The sequence below is a fragment of the Corynebacterium sp. HMSC072G08 genome, assembly GCF_001809185.1.
In the GTDB taxonomy this organism is placed as follows: domain Bacteria; phylum Actinomycetota; class Actinomycetes; order Mycobacteriales; family Mycobacteriaceae; genus Corynebacterium; species Corynebacterium phoceense.
Genome location: NZ_KV796377.1, coordinates 23,110 through 39,004 on the forward strand (window position 1 = coordinate 23,110; position 15,895 = coordinate 39,004).

16 protein-coding genes are annotated in these 15,895 nt (G+C 62.1%); 1 reads left to right on the plus strand and 15 read right to left on the minus strand.

Annotation, left to right across the window (positions count from 1 at the left end; all coding sequences use genetic code 11):
• Positions 1-5: 5 nt before the first annotated feature.
• The 6 genes from HMPREF2559_RS00470 to HMPREF2559_RS13165 all read right to left on the minus strand — a co-directional run bounded on the left by HMPREF2559_RS00470 (position 6) and on the right by HMPREF2559_RS13165 (position 4,778).
• Positions 6-1,400 carry an MFS transporter gene (locus HMPREF2559_RS00470; RefSeq protein WP_066488050.1) on the minus strand — a complete coding sequence of 465 codons (1,395 nt, stop codon included), beginning with the start codon at positions 1,398-1,400 and terminating at the stop codon, positions 6-8.
• 276 nt (positions 1,401-1,676) lie between these two features.
• Positions 1,677-2,030 carry a heterodisulfide reductase-related iron-sulfur binding cluster gene (locus tag HMPREF2559_RS00475; protein ID WP_066488053.1) on the minus strand — a complete coding sequence of 118 codons (354 nt, stop codon included), beginning with the start codon at positions 2,028-2,030 and terminating at the stop codon, positions 1,677-1,679.
• Between the two features lie 72 nt (positions 2,031-2,102).
• On the minus strand, positions 2,103-3,014 hold the full coding sequence (locus HMPREF2559_RS00480) for a Dyp-type peroxidase (protein ID WP_066488056.1): 912 nt from the start codon (positions 3,012-3,014) through the stop codon (positions 2,103-2,105).
• 508 nt (positions 3,015-3,522) lie between these two features.
• Complete coding sequence (locus tag HMPREF2559_RS12895) at positions 3,523-3,690, minus strand: hypothetical protein (protein ID WP_168162224.1); 168 nt, start codon at positions 3,688-3,690, stop codon at positions 3,523-3,525.
• Positions 3,691-3,729: 39 nt separating this feature from the next.
• Positions 3,730-4,434: a YceI family protein gene (locus tag HMPREF2559_RS00485; RefSeq protein WP_066488069.1), complete on the minus strand. Its 705-nt coding sequence runs from the start codon at positions 4,432-4,434 to the stop codon at positions 3,730-3,732.
• Between the two features lie 2 nt (positions 4,435-4,436).
• The gene (locus tag HMPREF2559_RS13165) at positions 4,437-4,778 is read right to left on the minus strand and encodes a hypothetical protein (protein ID WP_077210065.1); all 342 of its coding nucleotides are present in this window, start codon (positions 4,776-4,778) and stop codon (positions 4,437-4,439) included.
• Positions 4,779-4,953: 175 nt separating this feature from the next.
• Between HMPREF2559_RS13165 and HMPREF2559_RS00490 the strand changes: the two genes are divergently transcribed.
• On the plus strand, positions 4,954-5,331 hold the full coding sequence (locus HMPREF2559_RS00490) for an RNA polymerase-binding protein RbpA (protein WP_066488077.1): 378 nt from the start codon (positions 4,954-4,956) through the stop codon (positions 5,329-5,331).
• Between the two features lie 352 nt (positions 5,332-5,683).
• Here HMPREF2559_RS00490 and HMPREF2559_RS00495 read toward each other — a convergent pair whose 3' ends face one another.
• The 9 genes from HMPREF2559_RS00495 to HMPREF2559_RS00535 form a co-directional block, all read right to left on the minus strand.
• A complete protein-coding gene (locus tag HMPREF2559_RS00495; protein WP_066488079.1) occupies positions 5,684-6,325 on the minus strand; it encodes a MusI family membrane protein in 642 nt (213 codons plus the stop codon).
• Positions 6,326-6,394: 69 nt separating this feature from the next.
• On the minus strand, positions 6,395-7,315 hold the full coding sequence (locus HMPREF2559_RS00500; RefSeq protein ID WP_066488082.1) for a carbohydrate ABC transporter permease: 921 nt from the start codon (positions 7,313-7,315) through the stop codon (positions 6,395-6,397).
• 3 nt (positions 7,316-7,318) lie between these two features.
• Positions 7,319-8,164, minus strand: coding sequence for a carbohydrate ABC transporter permease (locus HMPREF2559_RS00505; protein WP_066488087.1), 846 nt, complete (start codon positions 8,162-8,164; stop codon positions 7,319-7,321).
• A 238-nt stretch (positions 8,165-8,402) separates the two neighbouring features.
• On the minus strand, positions 8,403-9,743 hold the full coding sequence (locus HMPREF2559_RS00510) for an ABC transporter substrate-binding protein (RefSeq protein ID WP_066488091.1): 1,341 nt from the start codon (positions 9,741-9,743) through the stop codon (positions 8,403-8,405).
• A gap of 514 nt (positions 9,744-10,257) precedes the next feature.
• On the minus strand, positions 10,258-11,520 hold the full coding sequence (locus HMPREF2559_RS00515; protein WP_066488093.1) for a DUF4032 domain-containing protein: 1,263 nt from the start codon (positions 11,518-11,520) through the stop codon (positions 10,258-10,260).
• Between the two features lie 34 nt (positions 11,521-11,554).
• Positions 11,555-12,688 (minus strand): ABC transporter ATP-binding protein, encoded by a 1,134-nt coding sequence (locus HMPREF2559_RS00520; RefSeq protein WP_066512266.1) that lies wholly within the window; start codon positions 12,686-12,688, stop codon positions 11,555-11,557.
• 205 nt (positions 12,689-12,893) lie between these two features.
• A complete protein-coding gene (locus HMPREF2559_RS00525) occupies positions 12,894-13,784 on the minus strand; it encodes a polyprenol monophosphomannose synthase (RefSeq protein WP_066488120.1) in 891 nt (296 codons plus the stop codon).
• The gene (lnt, locus tag HMPREF2559_RS00530; RefSeq protein WP_246818441.1) at positions 13,781-15,331 is read right to left on the minus strand and encodes an apolipoprotein N-acyltransferase; all 1,551 of its coding nucleotides are present in this window, start codon (positions 15,329-15,331) and stop codon (positions 13,781-13,783) included. Before lnt ends, HMPREF2559_RS00525 begins: the two co-directional genes overlap by 4 nt.
• Entirely contained in the window at positions 15,328-15,891 is a 564-nt protein-coding gene (locus tag HMPREF2559_RS00535; protein ID WP_068801765.1) for an FxsA family protein, read from the minus strand. Before HMPREF2559_RS00535 ends, lnt begins: the two co-directional genes overlap by 4 nt.
• Between the last annotated feature and the right edge of the window lie 4 nt (positions 15,892-15,895).

Sequence of the window (15,895 nt, forward strand, 5' to 3'; positions counted from 1 at the left end):
GGGGTTTAGACCTCGGTGAGGTCGACCTTGCTCATCTCGCGCATCGCGATGATAGCGACCAGGGAGAGGGCGGAGACGATGATGAGGTAGTAGCCGACGGCGGCGACACCCTGCGTCTTCACCAGCCAGGTGGCGATGAATGGCGCAACCGCAGCGCCCAGGATGGAGGAGACGTTGTACGCGATACCGGAGCCGGTGTAGCGGACGTTGGTCGGGAACAGCTCAGGCAGGACCGCAGACATCGGACCGAAGATGAGGCCCATGATGAACATGCCGAGCGTGAGGAAGGCCAGGACGGAACCGGTGGTCGCCGTTTCGATGTCTAGGAAGAACGGGAACGTGAAGCCGAAGGCTATCATGATGGCGGAGGTCACCGTGAGGACCGGCTTGCGGCCATACTTATCAGCCAGCAGCGAGGCGACAGGGATGCCGACTATGAAGGCGAAGATGGAGATCAGCTGGATTTCCAGGAACTGGATGTACGGGATGTTCAGGCCCAGGCCTTTGGAGCTATCGCCGATGCCGTAGGACAGGATCCAGGTGGTGACCAGGTAGAACAGCGTGTAGCAGGACACCATGACGAAGGTGCCGATGAGGGTGGGGAGCCATGCAGTCTTGAAAACCTCGAGGATGGGGGACTTGGCCTTCTTGCCGGAGTCCACAGCCTGCTGGAAGACCGGAGTTTCTTCCAGCTTCAGGCGGACGTAGAGGCCGATGAGGACCATCACCGCAGAGCTCAGGAACGGCAGGCGCCAGCCCCACTCCATGAACGTGCCCGTCGTGTCGCCACGGTGGTAGTCCATGGTGGCGACCAAGGTGAGGAAGAAGCCATTAGCGAGAAAGAAGCCGAACGGGGCGCCGAACTGCGGCCACATGGCGGCCTTCGCACGCTTGCCGTCTTCGGCGGTCTCGGAGGCCAGCAGGGCCGCTCCGGACCACTCGCCGCCCAGGCCCAGGCCCTGGCAGAAGCGCATGAGCGCCAGCAGCGCTGGTGCAAGGATGCCCGCGGTGGCGTAGGTGGGAAGGATGCCGATGATGAAGGTGGCGATACCCATGGTGAGCAGCGCGCCCACCAGGGTGGCCTTGCGGCCGATGCGGTCACCGAAGTGGCCGAAGACGACCGAGCCCAGCGGGCGGGCAACGAACGCGAGGCCAAAGGTGGCGAAGGACTGGAGCAGTGCAATCGTGGGGTCTTCCGTCTTCGGGAAGAAGAGGTAGGGGAACACGGCGACGGCAGCCGTGGCATAAATATAGAAATCGTAGAACTCGATGGTGGTGCCGATGGTCGACGCGAAAGCGATGCGTCGACGATCGCGCTTAGTCAATTGTGCCGTCGTGGTAGTGGCGGCGGGTGCTGTGGCAGGTGCGGTCGTCGTCACGGCAAAACCCTCCTTGTGCATTAAGAGAAATGAAGTTTCTATCACCCAATTGGTGAATGTGCCCAAGCATAATATCTCATGTCATGAAATTGCAAGACCATTCTACGGAATTCTTTGAACTAGTCCATCGATTTCTCACGCGCGTTTCGTTGGCACTCCAAGACTCCGAGGTCAACCCGAAAAACGGCAACTGCCCGCCCTCGTCACAACGAAGGCGGGCAGCGGTTCCACGGCGTGTCGCATCGTTCCACGGAATGAAACGCGCGCGTTTAGGCGCGGTGGGCAATGTGGCACAGGCTAGGGTGTGACCACTGGGCGAGACGCGCGCTCGAGCAGCACAGCAATGGAGTCGTACGTGCGGCCGGTCATCATCTCCAAGCCCATCTCGCACGTGCGGTTGTCCGAGACAAACGCGTCGAAGTGCTCTGCGTTGAGGGAGGCGCGCTCCTCGCGGGTCGCGGATTCGACGAGCTCCGGGTGGAACAGCCCGCGGTCGTCGGCGGTGCCACAGCACGTCGCACCCTCTGGCACCTTGGCCTCGCCGCTCGCGTTGGCCAGGGCTAGCAGCGAGTCACTGATACCCATGTGGTGCATCGAGCATGTCGGGTGGACGCCCATATCACCGGCGCGGTCGTCGCGGCACTCATCCATCGCCGCGCGCTTAACTAACGCTAAAAGCGCGGGACCGTCCTGGCACCGCGCTTTACTATTTAATACAGCAGGCTAGGGAAGTGGCAGCTCACTGAACTCGCCCATGAGGGTGAGGCTCGGCACGAAAAAGTTCGTGCCCGTCACGGCCGTGGAAAAGTCCAGGATACGGTCGTAATTGCCCACCGGATCGCCGATGAACATATTGCGCAGGCGCTCGTTGACGAACTCCGGGTCGCGCGCGTAGCCGATGAAGTACGTGCCCATTTCGCCCGAGGCGAAAGAACCAAACGCCATGTTCTCGCGGTAGATATCCTCGTCCAGGTCGTTGAGTGCTACGTGGGAGTTAGACGGCTTGACGTCGTCGTCCATCTCGATGTCGTCGACCTTGGATCGGCCAATGACGTCTTCTTGTTCCTCGACGGTGAGCTGCGCCCACGCCTTGAGGTCATGCGTGTATTTCTGCACGGTGACATAGGAACCGCGCGGGTAATCCGCGTCCTCGGGCAGGAGGACAGTCTCGAGCGCCTCGTTATCCGTCGGGTTAGCCGAGCCATCCACGAAGCCCAACAGGTCGCGGCCGTCCAGGTACTTGAAACCCTGCGTCTCATCGAGCACGCGCACCGCGTCACCGAGTTTCGTGAGAATCTGCGACGCCAGCTCGTGACATACGTCATAGGACTCCGCGCGGAAATGGAAGAGGAGATCACCCGGCGTCGACGGGGCTGTGTACTTGCCTTGGGAGATTTCCTCAAACTCCTTAAGCCCCGCCGGCACGGGTGCGGACGTGAGCCGCGGCCAGAGCTTCGCGCCAATGCCGATGACCGCGAAAAGATCCTCGGCGCTATAACGGAAATTCAGTGACTTGACCAGACCCTTGAATCCGCCGATGAAGTCGCGGACGGCAACTTCGCCGCCCGGAGTGACGTCGAGAACGAGGAACAGGGCGGCGCGCGACGGCTTGTCAACGATGTGCTGAATAGTCATGGACTCAATAGTAAGGCTTCGGCGTCTGTGCCACGGGGATTGCGCGCAGTAATCTGGCAGACAGGCCCAAACGTGGGGAAGTCTCCTCATCGCTGTTTTGACATAATGTGCATTATCGGACATCTATCACGATCTGCATGTTATCGTGCAGCGCTTGCCGATGCCCCCAATATCGCCCGCCGCATTCCCGTCCACCGTCCGCTGGCGCACCGTTGTGCTCGCCTAGGCTTCAGCGTCCTTCGCTGAGCCTGTCGCCAGAAATTCCTTCGGCACGTCCGGGCTCATCGTGACTTCGAAACCGCCGCAGAACTATTCAGTCCCTTATGTCTGGCGCGTGTATAGAACGAGTCTTTCGGCACTGTTGTGTCGCTGTGTTCCGATTGCGCTGCTGGGGCGAAATTCCCCTTCTCCCCGTGTCCTCGATGCAACCCCATTAACGTAACAGTTACGAAACTAGCGCTATAGCGCCGGACGTTGGTTCGGTGGTCTGCGTGCCGCGATCGTGGGTTTAGTCGCGGTTTCGATACGCGGCGACGAGCTGCCAGACGCTGAGCAACGCCAACAGCGCCGCGATGCCCGCGACGATCCACATCTTTTGCGTGGCGACGAAAATCGTAAACGCGATGACAATGATGAGCCGGAACCAGATAACCGGAATCATGACGCGAGAGTTCATACGAGTGTTTCCCTTGGACGCTGCGTGCGTGGCGCGTGCTTAGTTGGCGTGCTTGAACGAGATACGGATGTTGATGAAGCCGTCCTCGTCGATCTTAGCGGCGATGAGTTCCGGCGTATTGACGTCGTAGTCCGTGCGGTTGATGGGAATATCGCCGCCGACGACGAGCTCCTTGCCATCGCGCAGGACGTCGAAGTCCTCGGTGACCTCGTGCGTCTGGTCCTTGATGGTGAGGTCGCCGGTGAGGCTGACCTTGCCAATGGTGCCATCGTCCGGGACGGCGGAGAGATCGACCGGCTTGGTGACCATGAAGGTGGCCTCCGGGTACGTTGTGGTCTCAAAGAGCTTGGACTTCATGTTCTGATCGCGGACCTTCTTGTCCGTGGTCAGCTCGTTCATGTCCACCGTGATGGTGCCCTGCTCAAGGACATTATTTTCAATTGTGGCGTCGCCGCTCACGGCCGTGGTCGAACCGGACGTATCTTTCTTCTCGGCAGGCAGCACCTCGTGGAAGGTAAAGCCCACGGACGTGTGGTTGTCCGGCTTGCCCTTCGTGACCGTCCAGTCGCCATCGAGCTCGACTTCAGCGGCCTTCGCGTGGCTCGCGTTGACTCCCTCGGTCTGGACGCCGCGGCCGGACACGAGAGAGATAACCAGCGGCACGAACGCAACGAGCGTGAGCAGCACGATGATCACGATGAAAAAGGTGATAACGAGCTTGCGGTTCGCCAAAAGATTCTTCATTGCTATTTCAATTCCTCCAAACGGCGAGCGAGTTCTACCAGCTCGTCGCACAGTTGTTTAACCTCGTGAGCGTCGGCGCCCTCGCTCGTTGCCGTGGCGATGTCCTCGGCCGAACACCGCAGTTCAAAAAGCCCATCGCGCAGGCTGTCTGCCCGGGCTCGCGTCATGATGACTGCGTCTGAAGGAATGGTGGTTCCGGAGACGTTATGACGCTGCTCGTAGGCGCGTTGCTTGCATGCGGGACTGCAGAACTTGCGGGGCCGTCCGCGACCAGTTGAGTGCAGTTCGCGACCGCACCATTGGCACGTTGCGGGGCGCTGTCGCTGGCCAAAAGTTTGAGTCACTTAGGCGATCTTAGCCCACTTTGCGTGCTTTGGGAACAAACGCACCCGGTGGTCCGTTATACTTATATACCTTGTGTGGACGGTCTCGCTCTCCCCTGTTTCGCCCCTGCGGCGCGGCAGAGCCGAACGAGTGCGTTCACGGCCGGACTAGAAGCAGAAAAAGGATGATGAGGCAATGGCAGATCGCGTACTGCGCGGCAGCCGTATGGGCGCCGTAAGCTATGAAACCGACCGCGACCACGATCTCGCGCCGCGTCAGATGGTGAAGTACCGCACCGAAGATGGCGACGTATTCGAGGTTCCCTTCGCGGACGAGGCCGAAATCCCCGAGGAATGGCTGTGCAAGAACGGCAAGTGGGGCACCCTCGTCGAGGGCGAGGGCGTCGAGTCCAAGCCGGCCAAGCCGCCGCGCACCCACTGGGACATGCTGCTCGAGCGTCGTTCCATCGACGAGCTTGAGGAGCTGCTGCAGCAGCGCATCGAGAACCTGCGCAGTCGCCGCCGCACTGCCGCTCGCTTGCTCAAGGAGCAGGAAGAGGCGCAGTCCAAGTAAGTCCCCCGCGAGACTTCCCCGAAGCACCCCGTCCCAGCACGCTGCTGGTGGCGGGGTGCTTCCGTGTTGTGCCGGTGCGCCCGTCCGCCGCCGAAAACACCGCAAGCCCCAACCCGAAGGTTGGGGCTCGCGGCGTCTCTATCTCTCGCAAGCGGTCCCTCTCGGCGGTGTCTTACGCCGCCGCCCCCGGAACCAGGGGCTCTCAACTCTCTCAAGGTATGCGCTCTCTCAAACGCATGAATTCATTATGGGGCACGGAGCTGCTTGGACGCTTCCGCGCAACTTCGCGTCGGCTGGCAATTCCTGACAGTTTCCTGCTGGATACTCCCCCTACGCTGCACTCGACTCCGGGCTAGCTCCCCGCGTCGTCTTTGATGGACAGCGCCGGCCACTGCAGCGCGAGCTCGCCCAGGTAGATGGCCAGCGCAGGCCCCACCGCGACGACGAAGAAGAGCCAGCCGCCCCACGCGCTCGGCACGAAGAAAGGAAAGCCGAGGAGCAGCGCCCACGGCACCAGCGCGAGAAGCGTGCGCGGAAGGAAGCGCACGGCGGACGTTGCGGCGGCAGCGAGACGGTGGGCGAAGGGGGCATCGGCAAGCTGGGGGTCCAGATGGAAGAACCAGACGGTAATGCCGGCGAGTACGATGAGGCCTGAGAGTAGGCCCGCGCGGAGAACGAGGCCCGCGGTGCCGAGCTCAGCGCGGGCGATGATGGCGAACTCATAGGCGGCCAATGCACCTACGGCGAGGACGATGAGCCACCATGCCGAATTGATGCCTGGGCGCACGAGCAAGCGGCGCAGGAATGTCCGGCCGCGGCTGGTGCCTTCCTCGCGGACCATGTCCCCGATGACGTCGTGCGCGGTGCGCAGGCTCATGCCCGCCGTGAAGATGGGGAAGCTGGAGACCACGAGCAACACGTTGACGATGACCAAATCAGCGAAGAGGGAGAGCACCTCGTAGAACTTGGATTCGGGTCCCAGGAATCTATTCATAAGCCTCTACCCTATTCGATGGACATGGAAACGCCCCGCACAGGCCGTGCGGGGCGGAGTGCGTGGCGTTTAACCCTTGACGGCGCCGGCGGCGACACCCTCGATGATGTGCTTCTGCGTCACGAAGTAGAAAATGACGATGGGGATGATGGCGAGCACGAGCATGGCCATCATGGCGCCCATGTCGCGGTTACCGTTGGAGCCGACGAAGGATTGGACGACGACCGGGATGGTCTTGTACCGGGTGGAAAGGCCGATGACGAGGTACGGCAGAAGGTAGTCGTTCCAGACCCACATGGCGTTGAGGATGGCCACCGTGACGGCGGTGGGCTTGAGCATGGGCAGGACTACCTTGAAGTAGTTCTGGATGGGGCCGCAGCCGTCGATCATGGCGGCTTCCTCGATCTCCACCGGGATGGATTTGACGAAGCCAGCGAACATAAACACCGACAGGCCCGAGCCGAAGCCCAAGTAAAGTACGACGATGCCCAGCGGGTTGTTGAGGTGGAGCATATCTGCGATCTTCACCGTGGGGAACATGACCATCTGGAACGGAATAATCATGGACACGACGAAGAGGTAGTACAGAAGGTTCGTCCACCACGTCTTCACGCGGGTGATGTAGTACGCGGTCATCGCGGAGAAGAACACGATGACGGCGACGGACAGGATGGTGATGACAAACGACCACAGGGTGGCTTCGAGGAAGCCCTGCTTCATCAGGCCTACTGCGAAGTTCTCAAACCCGACGAAGGTCTCTCCTACCGGAATGGAAAACGGGTCCGAGGAAATGGCGAACTTCGACTTAAACGAGTTGATGATGATGAACAGGATGGGGCCGAGGAAGACGACGGTGAAGAACGCGAGGACAAAGTAGATGATGGTCTTCGCGCCGCCGGACATCTTGGTTGCGTTGTCCGTGGGCAGCTTGTGGACCTTGGCCGCGGGCTTCTTGGCCTCGTGCGGGTTGTTGGTGACGGGGGCAGTCATGGTTTAGGCCTCGACTTCCTTGCTTCGGGTCGCGCGTAGCTGGAAGTACGCGATGACGACCACGACGACGACGAAGATGACGGCCTTGGCCTGGCCCACTCCTTCGACGTTCATGCGGTTAAAGAGGGTATTGACGATATTGAGGGCGACCATCTCGGTCTGCCCGCCCGGCGCGCCGTTGGTGAGCGCCAGGTTCTGGTCGAAGAGTTTGAAGGAGTTCGCCAGGGTAAGGAAGAGGCAGATGGTAATCGAGGGCATGACCATGGGGATGGTGACGTGGCGCAGCATCTCCCATTTGCTCACGCCGTCGAGCTCGGCGGCCTCGATGAGCTCTGGCGGAACGTTCTGCAAGCCCGCGATGTAGATGATCATCATGTAGCCCACGAGCTGCCAGTTGAGAAGCATGATAAGGCCGGCGTAGCCGAACTTCCAGTCCGCGCTGATCGTCGTGGCGTAATGCGAGAGCACCGCGTTAATCATGGTCTGCCAGGTGTAGCCCAGCACGATGCCGCCGATGAGGTTCGGCATGAAGAAGACCGTGCGGAAGAAGTTGGTGCCCTTGAGCTTGCGTGTGAGCATCCACGCGAGCATGAAGGAGAAGAAGTTGACCGTGATGACGGAGACGATGACGACGAGGACCGTGAAGAGGAACGCGTCGATGAAGCCCTCGCGTTCAGAGAAGGCCTTGGTGTAATTGCTCAGGCCGACCCACTTGGCGTTGGTGATGGTGGTGAACTTCGTGAACGACAGGAAGAAGCCGATGACGAAGGGCACGAGGAATGCGATGAGGAACGCGAGGAGGGTGGGCAAGACGAAGACTGGAAAGTACTTCTTCAGTGTTGCTTGCATGAATATCTCACCTAATTTGGTTGGTATGTGAGGGGCTCTGCGGCGAGCCTGGAGTCATTCGCAGGAGAATGTGCTGGTGCTTTCCTGCCGTAGGTGGCGGGAAGGAACCAGCACACGCCCCTGCGCCGCGCCACCAGCCGGCAATGGGGGTCAGCGACGCGGGTAGGTTCCGAGGAGGCGGCCCGGTAGGGTTTTGGGCCGCGGCGTATTAGGTATGCGGGCGGGTGAGCCTGCTCGCCTACTCAGTCCAGTTGGCTTCCTTCTCGGCCTTCCAGTCATCCTTGAACTGGGTGACGACGTCCTCCCACTTCATGGTGCCGGAGGCGTACTGGCTCAGCGCCTGGCCGAAGTCGTCCTTGAACTGCTGGGACGGGAAGTACTGGAATGCCCACGGGATGGTCGTAATGTCCTTGTTGGAGATGGACTCCTGGATCTGCTTGGCCAGCGGGTCATTCGGGGTGTCGGTCTCGCTGTAGGAGTTGAACGGCGCGACGAAGCCCAGGTCGTTGATGACGTGCTGCTTGCCCTCATCAGAAGTAAACAGCCAATCGACGAAATCCTTGGTGGCCTGCTGGTCGGCATCGGAAGCATTGGCGTTTACGCCGAGGTAGTTCTCCGTGCCCACGTTGAGTCCGAAGTCCTGCTCATTCGGCAGGCCCATGTACATGGGCAGGAACTTGATCTTGTCTTCCTTGACCACGTTGCCCTTGGTCTCGGAAATCTGGGACCATGCCCAGTTACCGTTCTGGACCATCGCGGCCTTACCCTGTGCGAACTCGGCCATGGAGTCGGAGACGGTCTTCGCCGGGGCCAGGGTCTTCTCCACGGTGGAGTCGGTGAGGTACAGGTCGAAGAGGTTCTTGTACTCGTTGGAGTACTTGAACTCGACCTCCGTCTTATCCTCGACGCCGTCGTCCTGGAACTCCTGCCAGATCGGTGCGTTGGCCAGGTGGGTCTGCCAGCGCCAGTCCTCGCCCGGGGTAAGCGAGGTGGAAGCGAAGGCGCCCTCGATGCCGAGCTCGCCCTTCTTGGCCTGCATGTCGTCCGCGACTTCCTTGAGCTTGTCGAAGCTCGTGATTTCGTCCGTGGACTTGATCTTCGCGCCGGGCAGCGCGATGTACTTGTCGAAGATCTCCTGGTTGATGATGATGCCGAAGCCCTCGACGGCGAACGGCACGCCCTTCGTGGTGCCCTCGTCATCCTGAAGCGCCGGGACGTCCTCGGTGAGCTCCTGGGCAATCTTGGTGTCAGACATGTCAGCCATGTAGTCCTGCCACGTGATGAAGCCGGCGGGGCCGTTGACCTGGAAGAGAGTCGGGGCTTCATCCTTGCCGATTTCTGCCTTGAGCGTTTGCTCGTAGCTTCCCGATGCCGCCGTGACGACCTTGACGGGCACTCCGGTGCTCTCGGTGTACTCCTTGGCGATCTCCTGGTAGGCGGCGTCCTGCTCCGGCTTGAAGTTCAGGAAGTAGACGGAGCCGGAGTCATCCCCCGAATCGCCCGACGAGCAGGCAACGAGGGTGGTGGTGGCGAGCAGAGCGCTCAGGGAGATAGATGCGATGCGAGTAAGACGCTTCATCGGGTCCTCTTTCTAGGTGTGAAGCCCTACCCTGATGGTGCCGATGTTCGGCGGGCAAGGCTACGGAATGCCTGTGGAGTTATCCCCTGGTGGTCGCGCGGGAGCCTGAGTCAAGCTCGTCACTGGTCCTAACCACCGGGGTGGCGTCGTAGTACCTTGCCGCGGTGTGGACATGTCCAATGGTGACGATGCCCAGCCTTGTGTCCGTGAGTGTGGACTTTTCTGGTGTCCAAGGTGCTACTGACCTCAACAATCAGCTTAGTGATTCTATTGAGCTGGGCCAAACATGAATGTAACATGCGCGGTATTTTGTGACATGTTGCATAGGTTAACACAGTTAACTGCCCCTCATATAGGGGGGTGAACGGGCATAAACGGTCAATGCTCGGTGTAAATTCGCGTCTGAAATCTTTTATACGGAGCGGAACGGTCCCATCCGGAACAAATCCCACCGTCCTGCGGTAGTGTCCACTTTCCTGCAGGCTATATCCTAAGGCGGCGTCGTCACTCCGGGTCACTCCGAGAGGGGTGGCTGGAGAAGCCGCGCCTCATCACGGCGGCTGGGTAGGACCGTCATGAGATAGGACTGCGTGGCCTCGGCCAAGGGCACGGCGGCGCCGCGATGCTCGGCCATGAACCACCTGTGGTCCGAAATTTCGTGGAAGAGCTGCGCAGGCTCGAGCTTGAAGCGTGCGTCTTCCGGCACGGCGGCGATGGTCGGCTCGTATTCCTCCGTGAGCCAACGGTGCGCCGCCTGCTCGAGGCTCGCCGTTTCGGCGCATTCCAAGGCGCGGAAGGTGCGGATGGCCCCCAGCAGGCGCTGTGCCTGGTGTTCCTCCGCCGACAGGCCGGTGAGCTCGAGGAGCAGGCGATGGTGGTGCCCAGGCGATACGACAACGGGCCGGAGTGTGACGTTCGCGCGGTCGGCCTCGGTCTCGACGCGCAACTCCCCCACGTCGAAGCCGAGGCTCGCCAGCCTTTCGACACGTTCGGTAATCCGCCACGGTTCGCCCGCGTCAATGGCTTCTTCCGCCGTGAGCTCACGCCACAAGTCCTCGTAGGACGACTCCACAAGCGTGCCCAACGCGATGACGTCGATGTCCTCGGCGAGGTACCCGCCTGCCTGGAGGTCCATCATTTCGCCGATGATGTTGACGCGCGCGATGTCGAGGTCGTAGGCACGGCGGGCATCAGAAAGCTGGGCCTGGAACTCCCCGGTCTCGGCGTCGACGAGGTAGGCCGAGTAGGTGTCTGCGTCGCGCCGGAAAAGCGTGTTGGACAGGGAGACGTCGCCCCAGTAGAACCCCAGGAGGTGCAGGCGCACGAGCAGGACGGCGAGCGCCTGAATGAGTTTCTCCGGCTGGCCCGGCACCATGTCCTGCGAGAAGAGCTCGCGGTAGGGCAACGAGAATTCAAGGTGTTCCGTAATGAGCGCCGCCGTGAGCTCGCCATCGCGCGGGTTAACGGGCTGGCGGCCGGTGATGACGGCGACCGGTGCCACTGCCGGGGCGCCCACGCGCTGGAGTTCGCGCAGCATCTTGTACTCGTGGTGAGCCGTGCGCACGCCAATCTCCTTAACAGCCACGACGCCGGTGCGCGCGTCGACCCCCTGCGTCGGCGCGGCGCCGAGCTCGATAAACCGCACCACGTGGCGCGAAATGCCGCGTGGCAGGGCCGTGATGAGCTCGGCTGGCCACTGCTCCAGCGGCACGCCCCAGGGCAGGGTAAGTAGCGCCGCCGCATAGGTCGACGACGTAATATTCATCGATTCGCGCACGGCGCCCTCCTTTGCGCTTCAGGGCAGGGGTTGCTTACGGTAGGCGGCGACCCGTCGAGGCGGAGAAGTTGTGCTGGCCGCCCTCGACGATGCGCGCATGGAAGACGCTGCCCGGCGCCGGCGCGGTGTTCGGTGCCGAGCGCACGACGATCTGGCCGGACTCGGCGACGTCTTCGGCGCTGGAGCCTAGGTCGCCATCGCCCACGAGCTTGCCGTAGAGGTACGAGTCCGAGCCGAGCTCCTCGACGAAGTCGAGCTGGATCGGAATAGAGTGCTCGGTGGACTCGCCCTCGCCGATAATCTGGAGAGCCTCCGGACGGAAGCCGATGGTGATCTTGTTGTTGTCCTCCGGCACCATGGCATCGAGCGTCTCGCGCGAGAGCTTAATGTGCGCCTCGCCCGAGGTTGCCACGCCGTCGGCGCCCACGGTGAAGGTGCCCAGGTTCATAGCCGGCGAACCGATGAAGCCGGCGACGAAGACGTTGTCCGGGCGGTCGTAGAGTTCCCGCGGGCTGCCCACCTGCTGGAGGTAGCCGTCCTTGAGCACCGCGATACGGTCGCCCATGGTGAGGGCCTCGGTCTGGTCGTGGGTGACGTAGACCGTCGTCACGCCCAGCTTGTGTTGGAGGGCTGCAATCTGAGTACGGGTCTGGACACGCAGCTTCGCGTCCAGGTTGGACAGCGGTTCATCCATGAGGAAGACTTGCGGGTTACGCACGATGGCACGGCCCATGGCCACACGCTGGCGCTGACCACCGGACAGGGCCTTGGGCTTGCGCTCGAGGAACTCCGTAAGGCCCAGGGTCTTCGCGGCCTCGTCGACGCGGGCGTTGATTTCCTCCTTGGACTTTCCTGCGATCTTCAGGGCGAAGCCCATGTTGTCGCGGACCGTCATGTGCGGGTAGAGCGCGTAGTTCTGGAAGACCATGGCGATGTCGCGGTCGCGGGGCGCGACGTTCGTGACGTCCTTGTCGCCGATGTAGATATTGCCGCTGGTGACCTGCTCCAAGCCGGCGAGCATGCGCAGCGTGGTCGACTTACCGCAGCCGGACGGGCCGACGAGGACGAGGAACTCCCCGTCTGCGATTTCCAGGTCAAATTCCTTGACCGTGGGCTCCGCGGCCCCCGGGTAGGTGAGCGAGGCCTTCTTGAATGAAACGGTTGCCATGAGTTTTCTGTCCCTCCATCGGCAGGTACGTGCCGAACGATCCGTAGTGTGGGTGGCGTCGCACTCCGATTGATGTACGACCTATCCTCGAGCCTAGCACTGTGACTCGCTCAACCTGAATATCGCGCGGTGTCACATATCTCACCGTCCTGGCGGTATAAAAAATCCCCGAACGAGTGCCCGGGGAATTCTGCGCAGTGCGCTGTTACTTCTTGTTGAGTTCGTGCTCGACGAGCTTGCGCATCTCGCCAAAGAAGCCGACGAGGTAGTCCTTCTTCTTGCCCACCTTGGTACCCAGATCCAGGTCCTGGATCATGCGCTTGCCCACGGCGCCGAAATCGTTGACGTAGCCCTCGACCTGGTCGCGGCGGTGCGCGACTCCCCACTTGGTGACCTCGGCGAGGGAATCCTTGACAAAAGAGCCGTCGAGCTTGGACTCGCCCAGCTCGCGCTCGGTGAAGGTAATCGGCACCTCGCGCACGTCGTAGCCAGCGCGGATGGCGCGGTTGGCGACGTCGACCTGGAAGATGTAGCCCTTGCGGGACAGATCATCGAAGTCGAGGAACTCAAGCAGCTCACGGCGGAAGGCGCGGTAGCCTGCCGTCATATCGGACAGGCCAGCGCCGAGCGCCATCGAGATGTAGACGTTGCCCAGGCGCGAGAGTAGCTGGCGGTTGACCGGCCAGTTGACGGTCTTGCCGCCCGGCACGTAGCGCGAGCCAATGACGAGGTCGGCGCCCTTCTCGATCTCCTCGAGGAGCAGGTGGAGTTCCTCCGGCGCGTGGGAGCCATCGGCATCCATCTCGCACAGCACCTGGTAGTCGCGCTCGAGACCCCACTCGAAACCGGCGAGGTAGGCACCCAGCAGGCCGCCCTTTCCCTCACGGTGGAGGACGTGCAGGCGCGCGTCCTCGGCGGCGAGCTGGTCTGCGGCCTTGCCCGTGCCGTCCGGTGAGTTGTCATCGACAATGAGGATGTGGACCTGCTGCAGGGCCTTACGGACACGGCCCGTAATGAGCGGCAGGTTCTCGAGCTCGTTGTACGTCGGGATGATGACGAGCGTCTTCTCCAGGCGCTCCGGTGCAATGGTGGTCATGAATTCTCCTCGTTAGTTTTCTGCGTGCGCGGGAGGCGGTTGGACCGCCACGCGGCGGCGACCGCGGCGAGGCCGATGAGAACGGCCACGGCTTGCAGTAACGCGCCATATTTTACCGCAGGCGTGATTCCTTCTCGCAGTGGGAGTTCCTCAATGAGATATTGTTGCTCGAAAATACCGGACTCCTGCGAGACCCGACCGTCTGGATGGACGATGGCGGATACGCCCGAGGTTGCCGCAACGACCACCGCGCGGTCCGTCTCGATGGCGCGCAGGCGGCTCATGGCGAGCTGCTGGAACGTCATATCCGAGAACCCGAACGTCGCGTTATTGGTCGGCGTGGCGAGAATCTGCGCACCGTTACGCACCGACGTGCGGTACGCCGCGTCGAACGCCACCTCGTAGCACGTGGCCAGTCCCACGGCGATGCCGCCCATGTGCACGACACCCGGCCCGTTGCCCGGCTTGAAATCTCCCGCCAGGTCCACCAGGTCCGTGATTGTGCGGAAGAAGCTGCGCCACGGCATGGTCTCGCCGAAGGGCTGGAGGTACTTCTTATAGTGGTGCTCGCCCACGGAGCCGTCTGCGTTGAAGACCTGCATGGTGTTGCGCTCGCCTACCTCGTCCACGGTGAGCGTGCCCACCACAATCGGTGCCCCCGCGGCCTGCACCGCGGATTGGATGAGCGCCATGGCCTCGGCGTCGCGGAAAGGATTGACGTCCGAGGAATTCTCGGGCCAAATATACAGGTCCACGTCAGGGTCAGCCTTCGCCGCCTTCGCCGTGGCCTGAACATGGTTCGCGAGCACCGCGCGGCGCTGCGCGTTGAAGTCGAGCCCCGGCCGCGGCACATTGCCTTGGATGGCCGCGACCTTCGTCGTCCCCACTGTGCGTCCTGGGTCGTTGACACCCAGCCCCGCCACGAGCCCCAGCACCACCGGCAGGACGACGGCCGCCGCAGCCCACGACTCGCGCCAGGCGTGCCGTAGCACTGCCAGGTAGAGCGCCGCTACGCCCGTACCCACGAGTGCCGCCGCGAGCGAGACGAGCGCTGTGCCGCCCCATGCCGCGAGGTTCGCCAGCGGGCCATTCATCTGGCCCCAGGCCAGCCGCACCCACGCAAAACCGCCGAAAGGCACCGAGGAACGCAGCAGCTCAATCGCCAGATAGAAGAACGGGAAGCCGAGCCAGCCCCAGCGCCAGCGCGCGAGCAGTACGGCGCCGGGCGTGAGCAGCAGCGCGTAGACGGACAGCCACAGCGCGAGCGCGACGTACGGCATTGTGCCCACCAGCTCGCCAATCCAGGGCAGCATGAGCAGGTATTGCGTGAGCGCATGGACAAAGCCGATGAGGGCGGCTCGGCCGGCGCGCACAGGCACGCCGCGCCAAGGCACGCACGAGAGCCAGAGCATGCCGATGCCCCCTAGCCCCGCCCACCATAATCCGTGCGGTTCGTAGGAAAAATAGACGGCGACGCCGGCCAACGCCGCAAGCAGCAGGCGCGGGAGCAGCGTCGCCGTGGCCGAGAGGGCCGCGCGGAGTCTCACTGGGCGTTGCCCTTGGAGTTGCCAGGATCCTGCGGACGTCCGAAGTCCTCGGGATTGACGGACTCGCTCCAGCGATGGATTTCTTCTTCGTCGATGACCTCGTAGCCGCCGGAGCCGAACGTTCCGTACGAGTTGTGCTGCGCGTCCGGAATGGGCGATGCCTTGTAGATACGCATGCCCATGCGCTCGACGCCGCGCATGAAAGAAAAGCCCATGAGCTTGCGCGTGAGTGCGCGCGTCGGTGGCAGGAGCAGCAGGATGCCCACGATAGCCGTGAGGAAGCCGGGAATGGACAGGAGGATGCCGCCGGCGATGGTAAGGCCCACGTTGCCCGCGAGCTTACCCGCGCCTTCTTGCTTCATATACAGCGCGCCGGAGGCCTTGTCCTGGACGATTTGGCGCGCCATGAGGCGGCGCACCTCCCACATGGCCACGGCCATGCCGAAGAACATGGTGACGAACAATGCGATGAGCGCCCAGCCGACGCCGAGGAGCTTGGCCACGCCGTAGAAGGCGAGCGTCTCGAAGACGAAGTAGGCGAAGAAGAACAGTGCTGGCATAGTG

What these genes read in the sequence shown, in the direction of transcription:
- HMPREF2559_RS00535 (WP_068801765.1), bottom strand. Translation starts at nt 15,891, where the DNA reads ATGCCAGCACTGTTCTTCTTCGCCTACTTCGTCTTCGAGACGCTCGCC.
- HMPREF2559_RS00475 (WP_066488053.1), bottom strand. Translation starts at nt 2,030, where the DNA reads ATGGATGAGTGCCGCGACGACCGCGCCGGTGATATGGGCGTCCACCCG.
- HMPREF2559_RS00485 (WP_066488069.1), bottom strand. Translation starts at nt 4,434, where the DNA reads ATGAAGAATCTTTTGGCGAACCGCAAGCTCGTTATCACCTTTTTCATC.
- HMPREF2559_RS00525 (WP_066488120.1), bottom strand. Translation starts at nt 13,784, where the DNA reads ATGACCACCATTGCACCGGAGCGCCTGGAGAAGACGCTCGTCATCATC.
- HMPREF2559_RS00510 (WP_066488091.1), bottom strand. Translation starts at nt 9,743, where the DNA reads ATGAAGCGTCTTACTCGCATCGCATCTATCTCCCTGAGCGCTCTGCTC.
- HMPREF2559_RS00495 (WP_066488079.1), bottom strand. Translation starts at nt 6,325, where the DNA reads ATGAATAGATTCCTGGGACCCGAATCCAAGTTCTACGAGGTGCTCTCC.
- HMPREF2559_RS00470 (WP_066488050.1), bottom strand. Translation starts at nt 1,400, where the DNA reads ATGCACAAGGAGGGTTTTGCCGTGACGACGACCGCACCTGCCACAGCA.
- HMPREF2559_RS00520 (WP_066512266.1), bottom strand. Translation starts at nt 12,688, where the DNA reads ATGGCAACCGTTTCATTCAAGAAGGCCTCGCTCACCTACCCGGGGGCC.
- HMPREF2559_RS12895 (WP_168162224.1), bottom strand. Translation starts at nt 3,690, where the DNA reads ATGAACTCTCGCGTCATGATTCCGGTTATCTGGTTCCGGCTCATCATT.
- HMPREF2559_RS00505 (WP_066488087.1), bottom strand. Translation starts at nt 8,164, where the DNA reads ATGCAAGCAACACTGAAGAAGTACTTTCCAGTCTTCGTCTTGCCCACC.
- HMPREF2559_RS00480 (WP_066488056.1), bottom strand. Translation starts at nt 3,014, where the DNA reads ATGACTATTCAGCACATCGTTGACAAGCCGTCGCGCGCCGCCCTGTTC.
- HMPREF2559_RS00500 (WP_066488082.1), bottom strand. Translation starts at nt 7,315, where the DNA reads ATGACTGCCCCCGTCACCAACAACCCGCACGAGGCCAAGAAGCCCGCG.
- HMPREF2559_RS00490 (WP_066488077.1), top strand. Translation starts at nt 4,954, where the DNA reads ATGGCAGATCGCGTACTGCGCGGCAGCCGTATGGGCGCCGTAAGCTAT.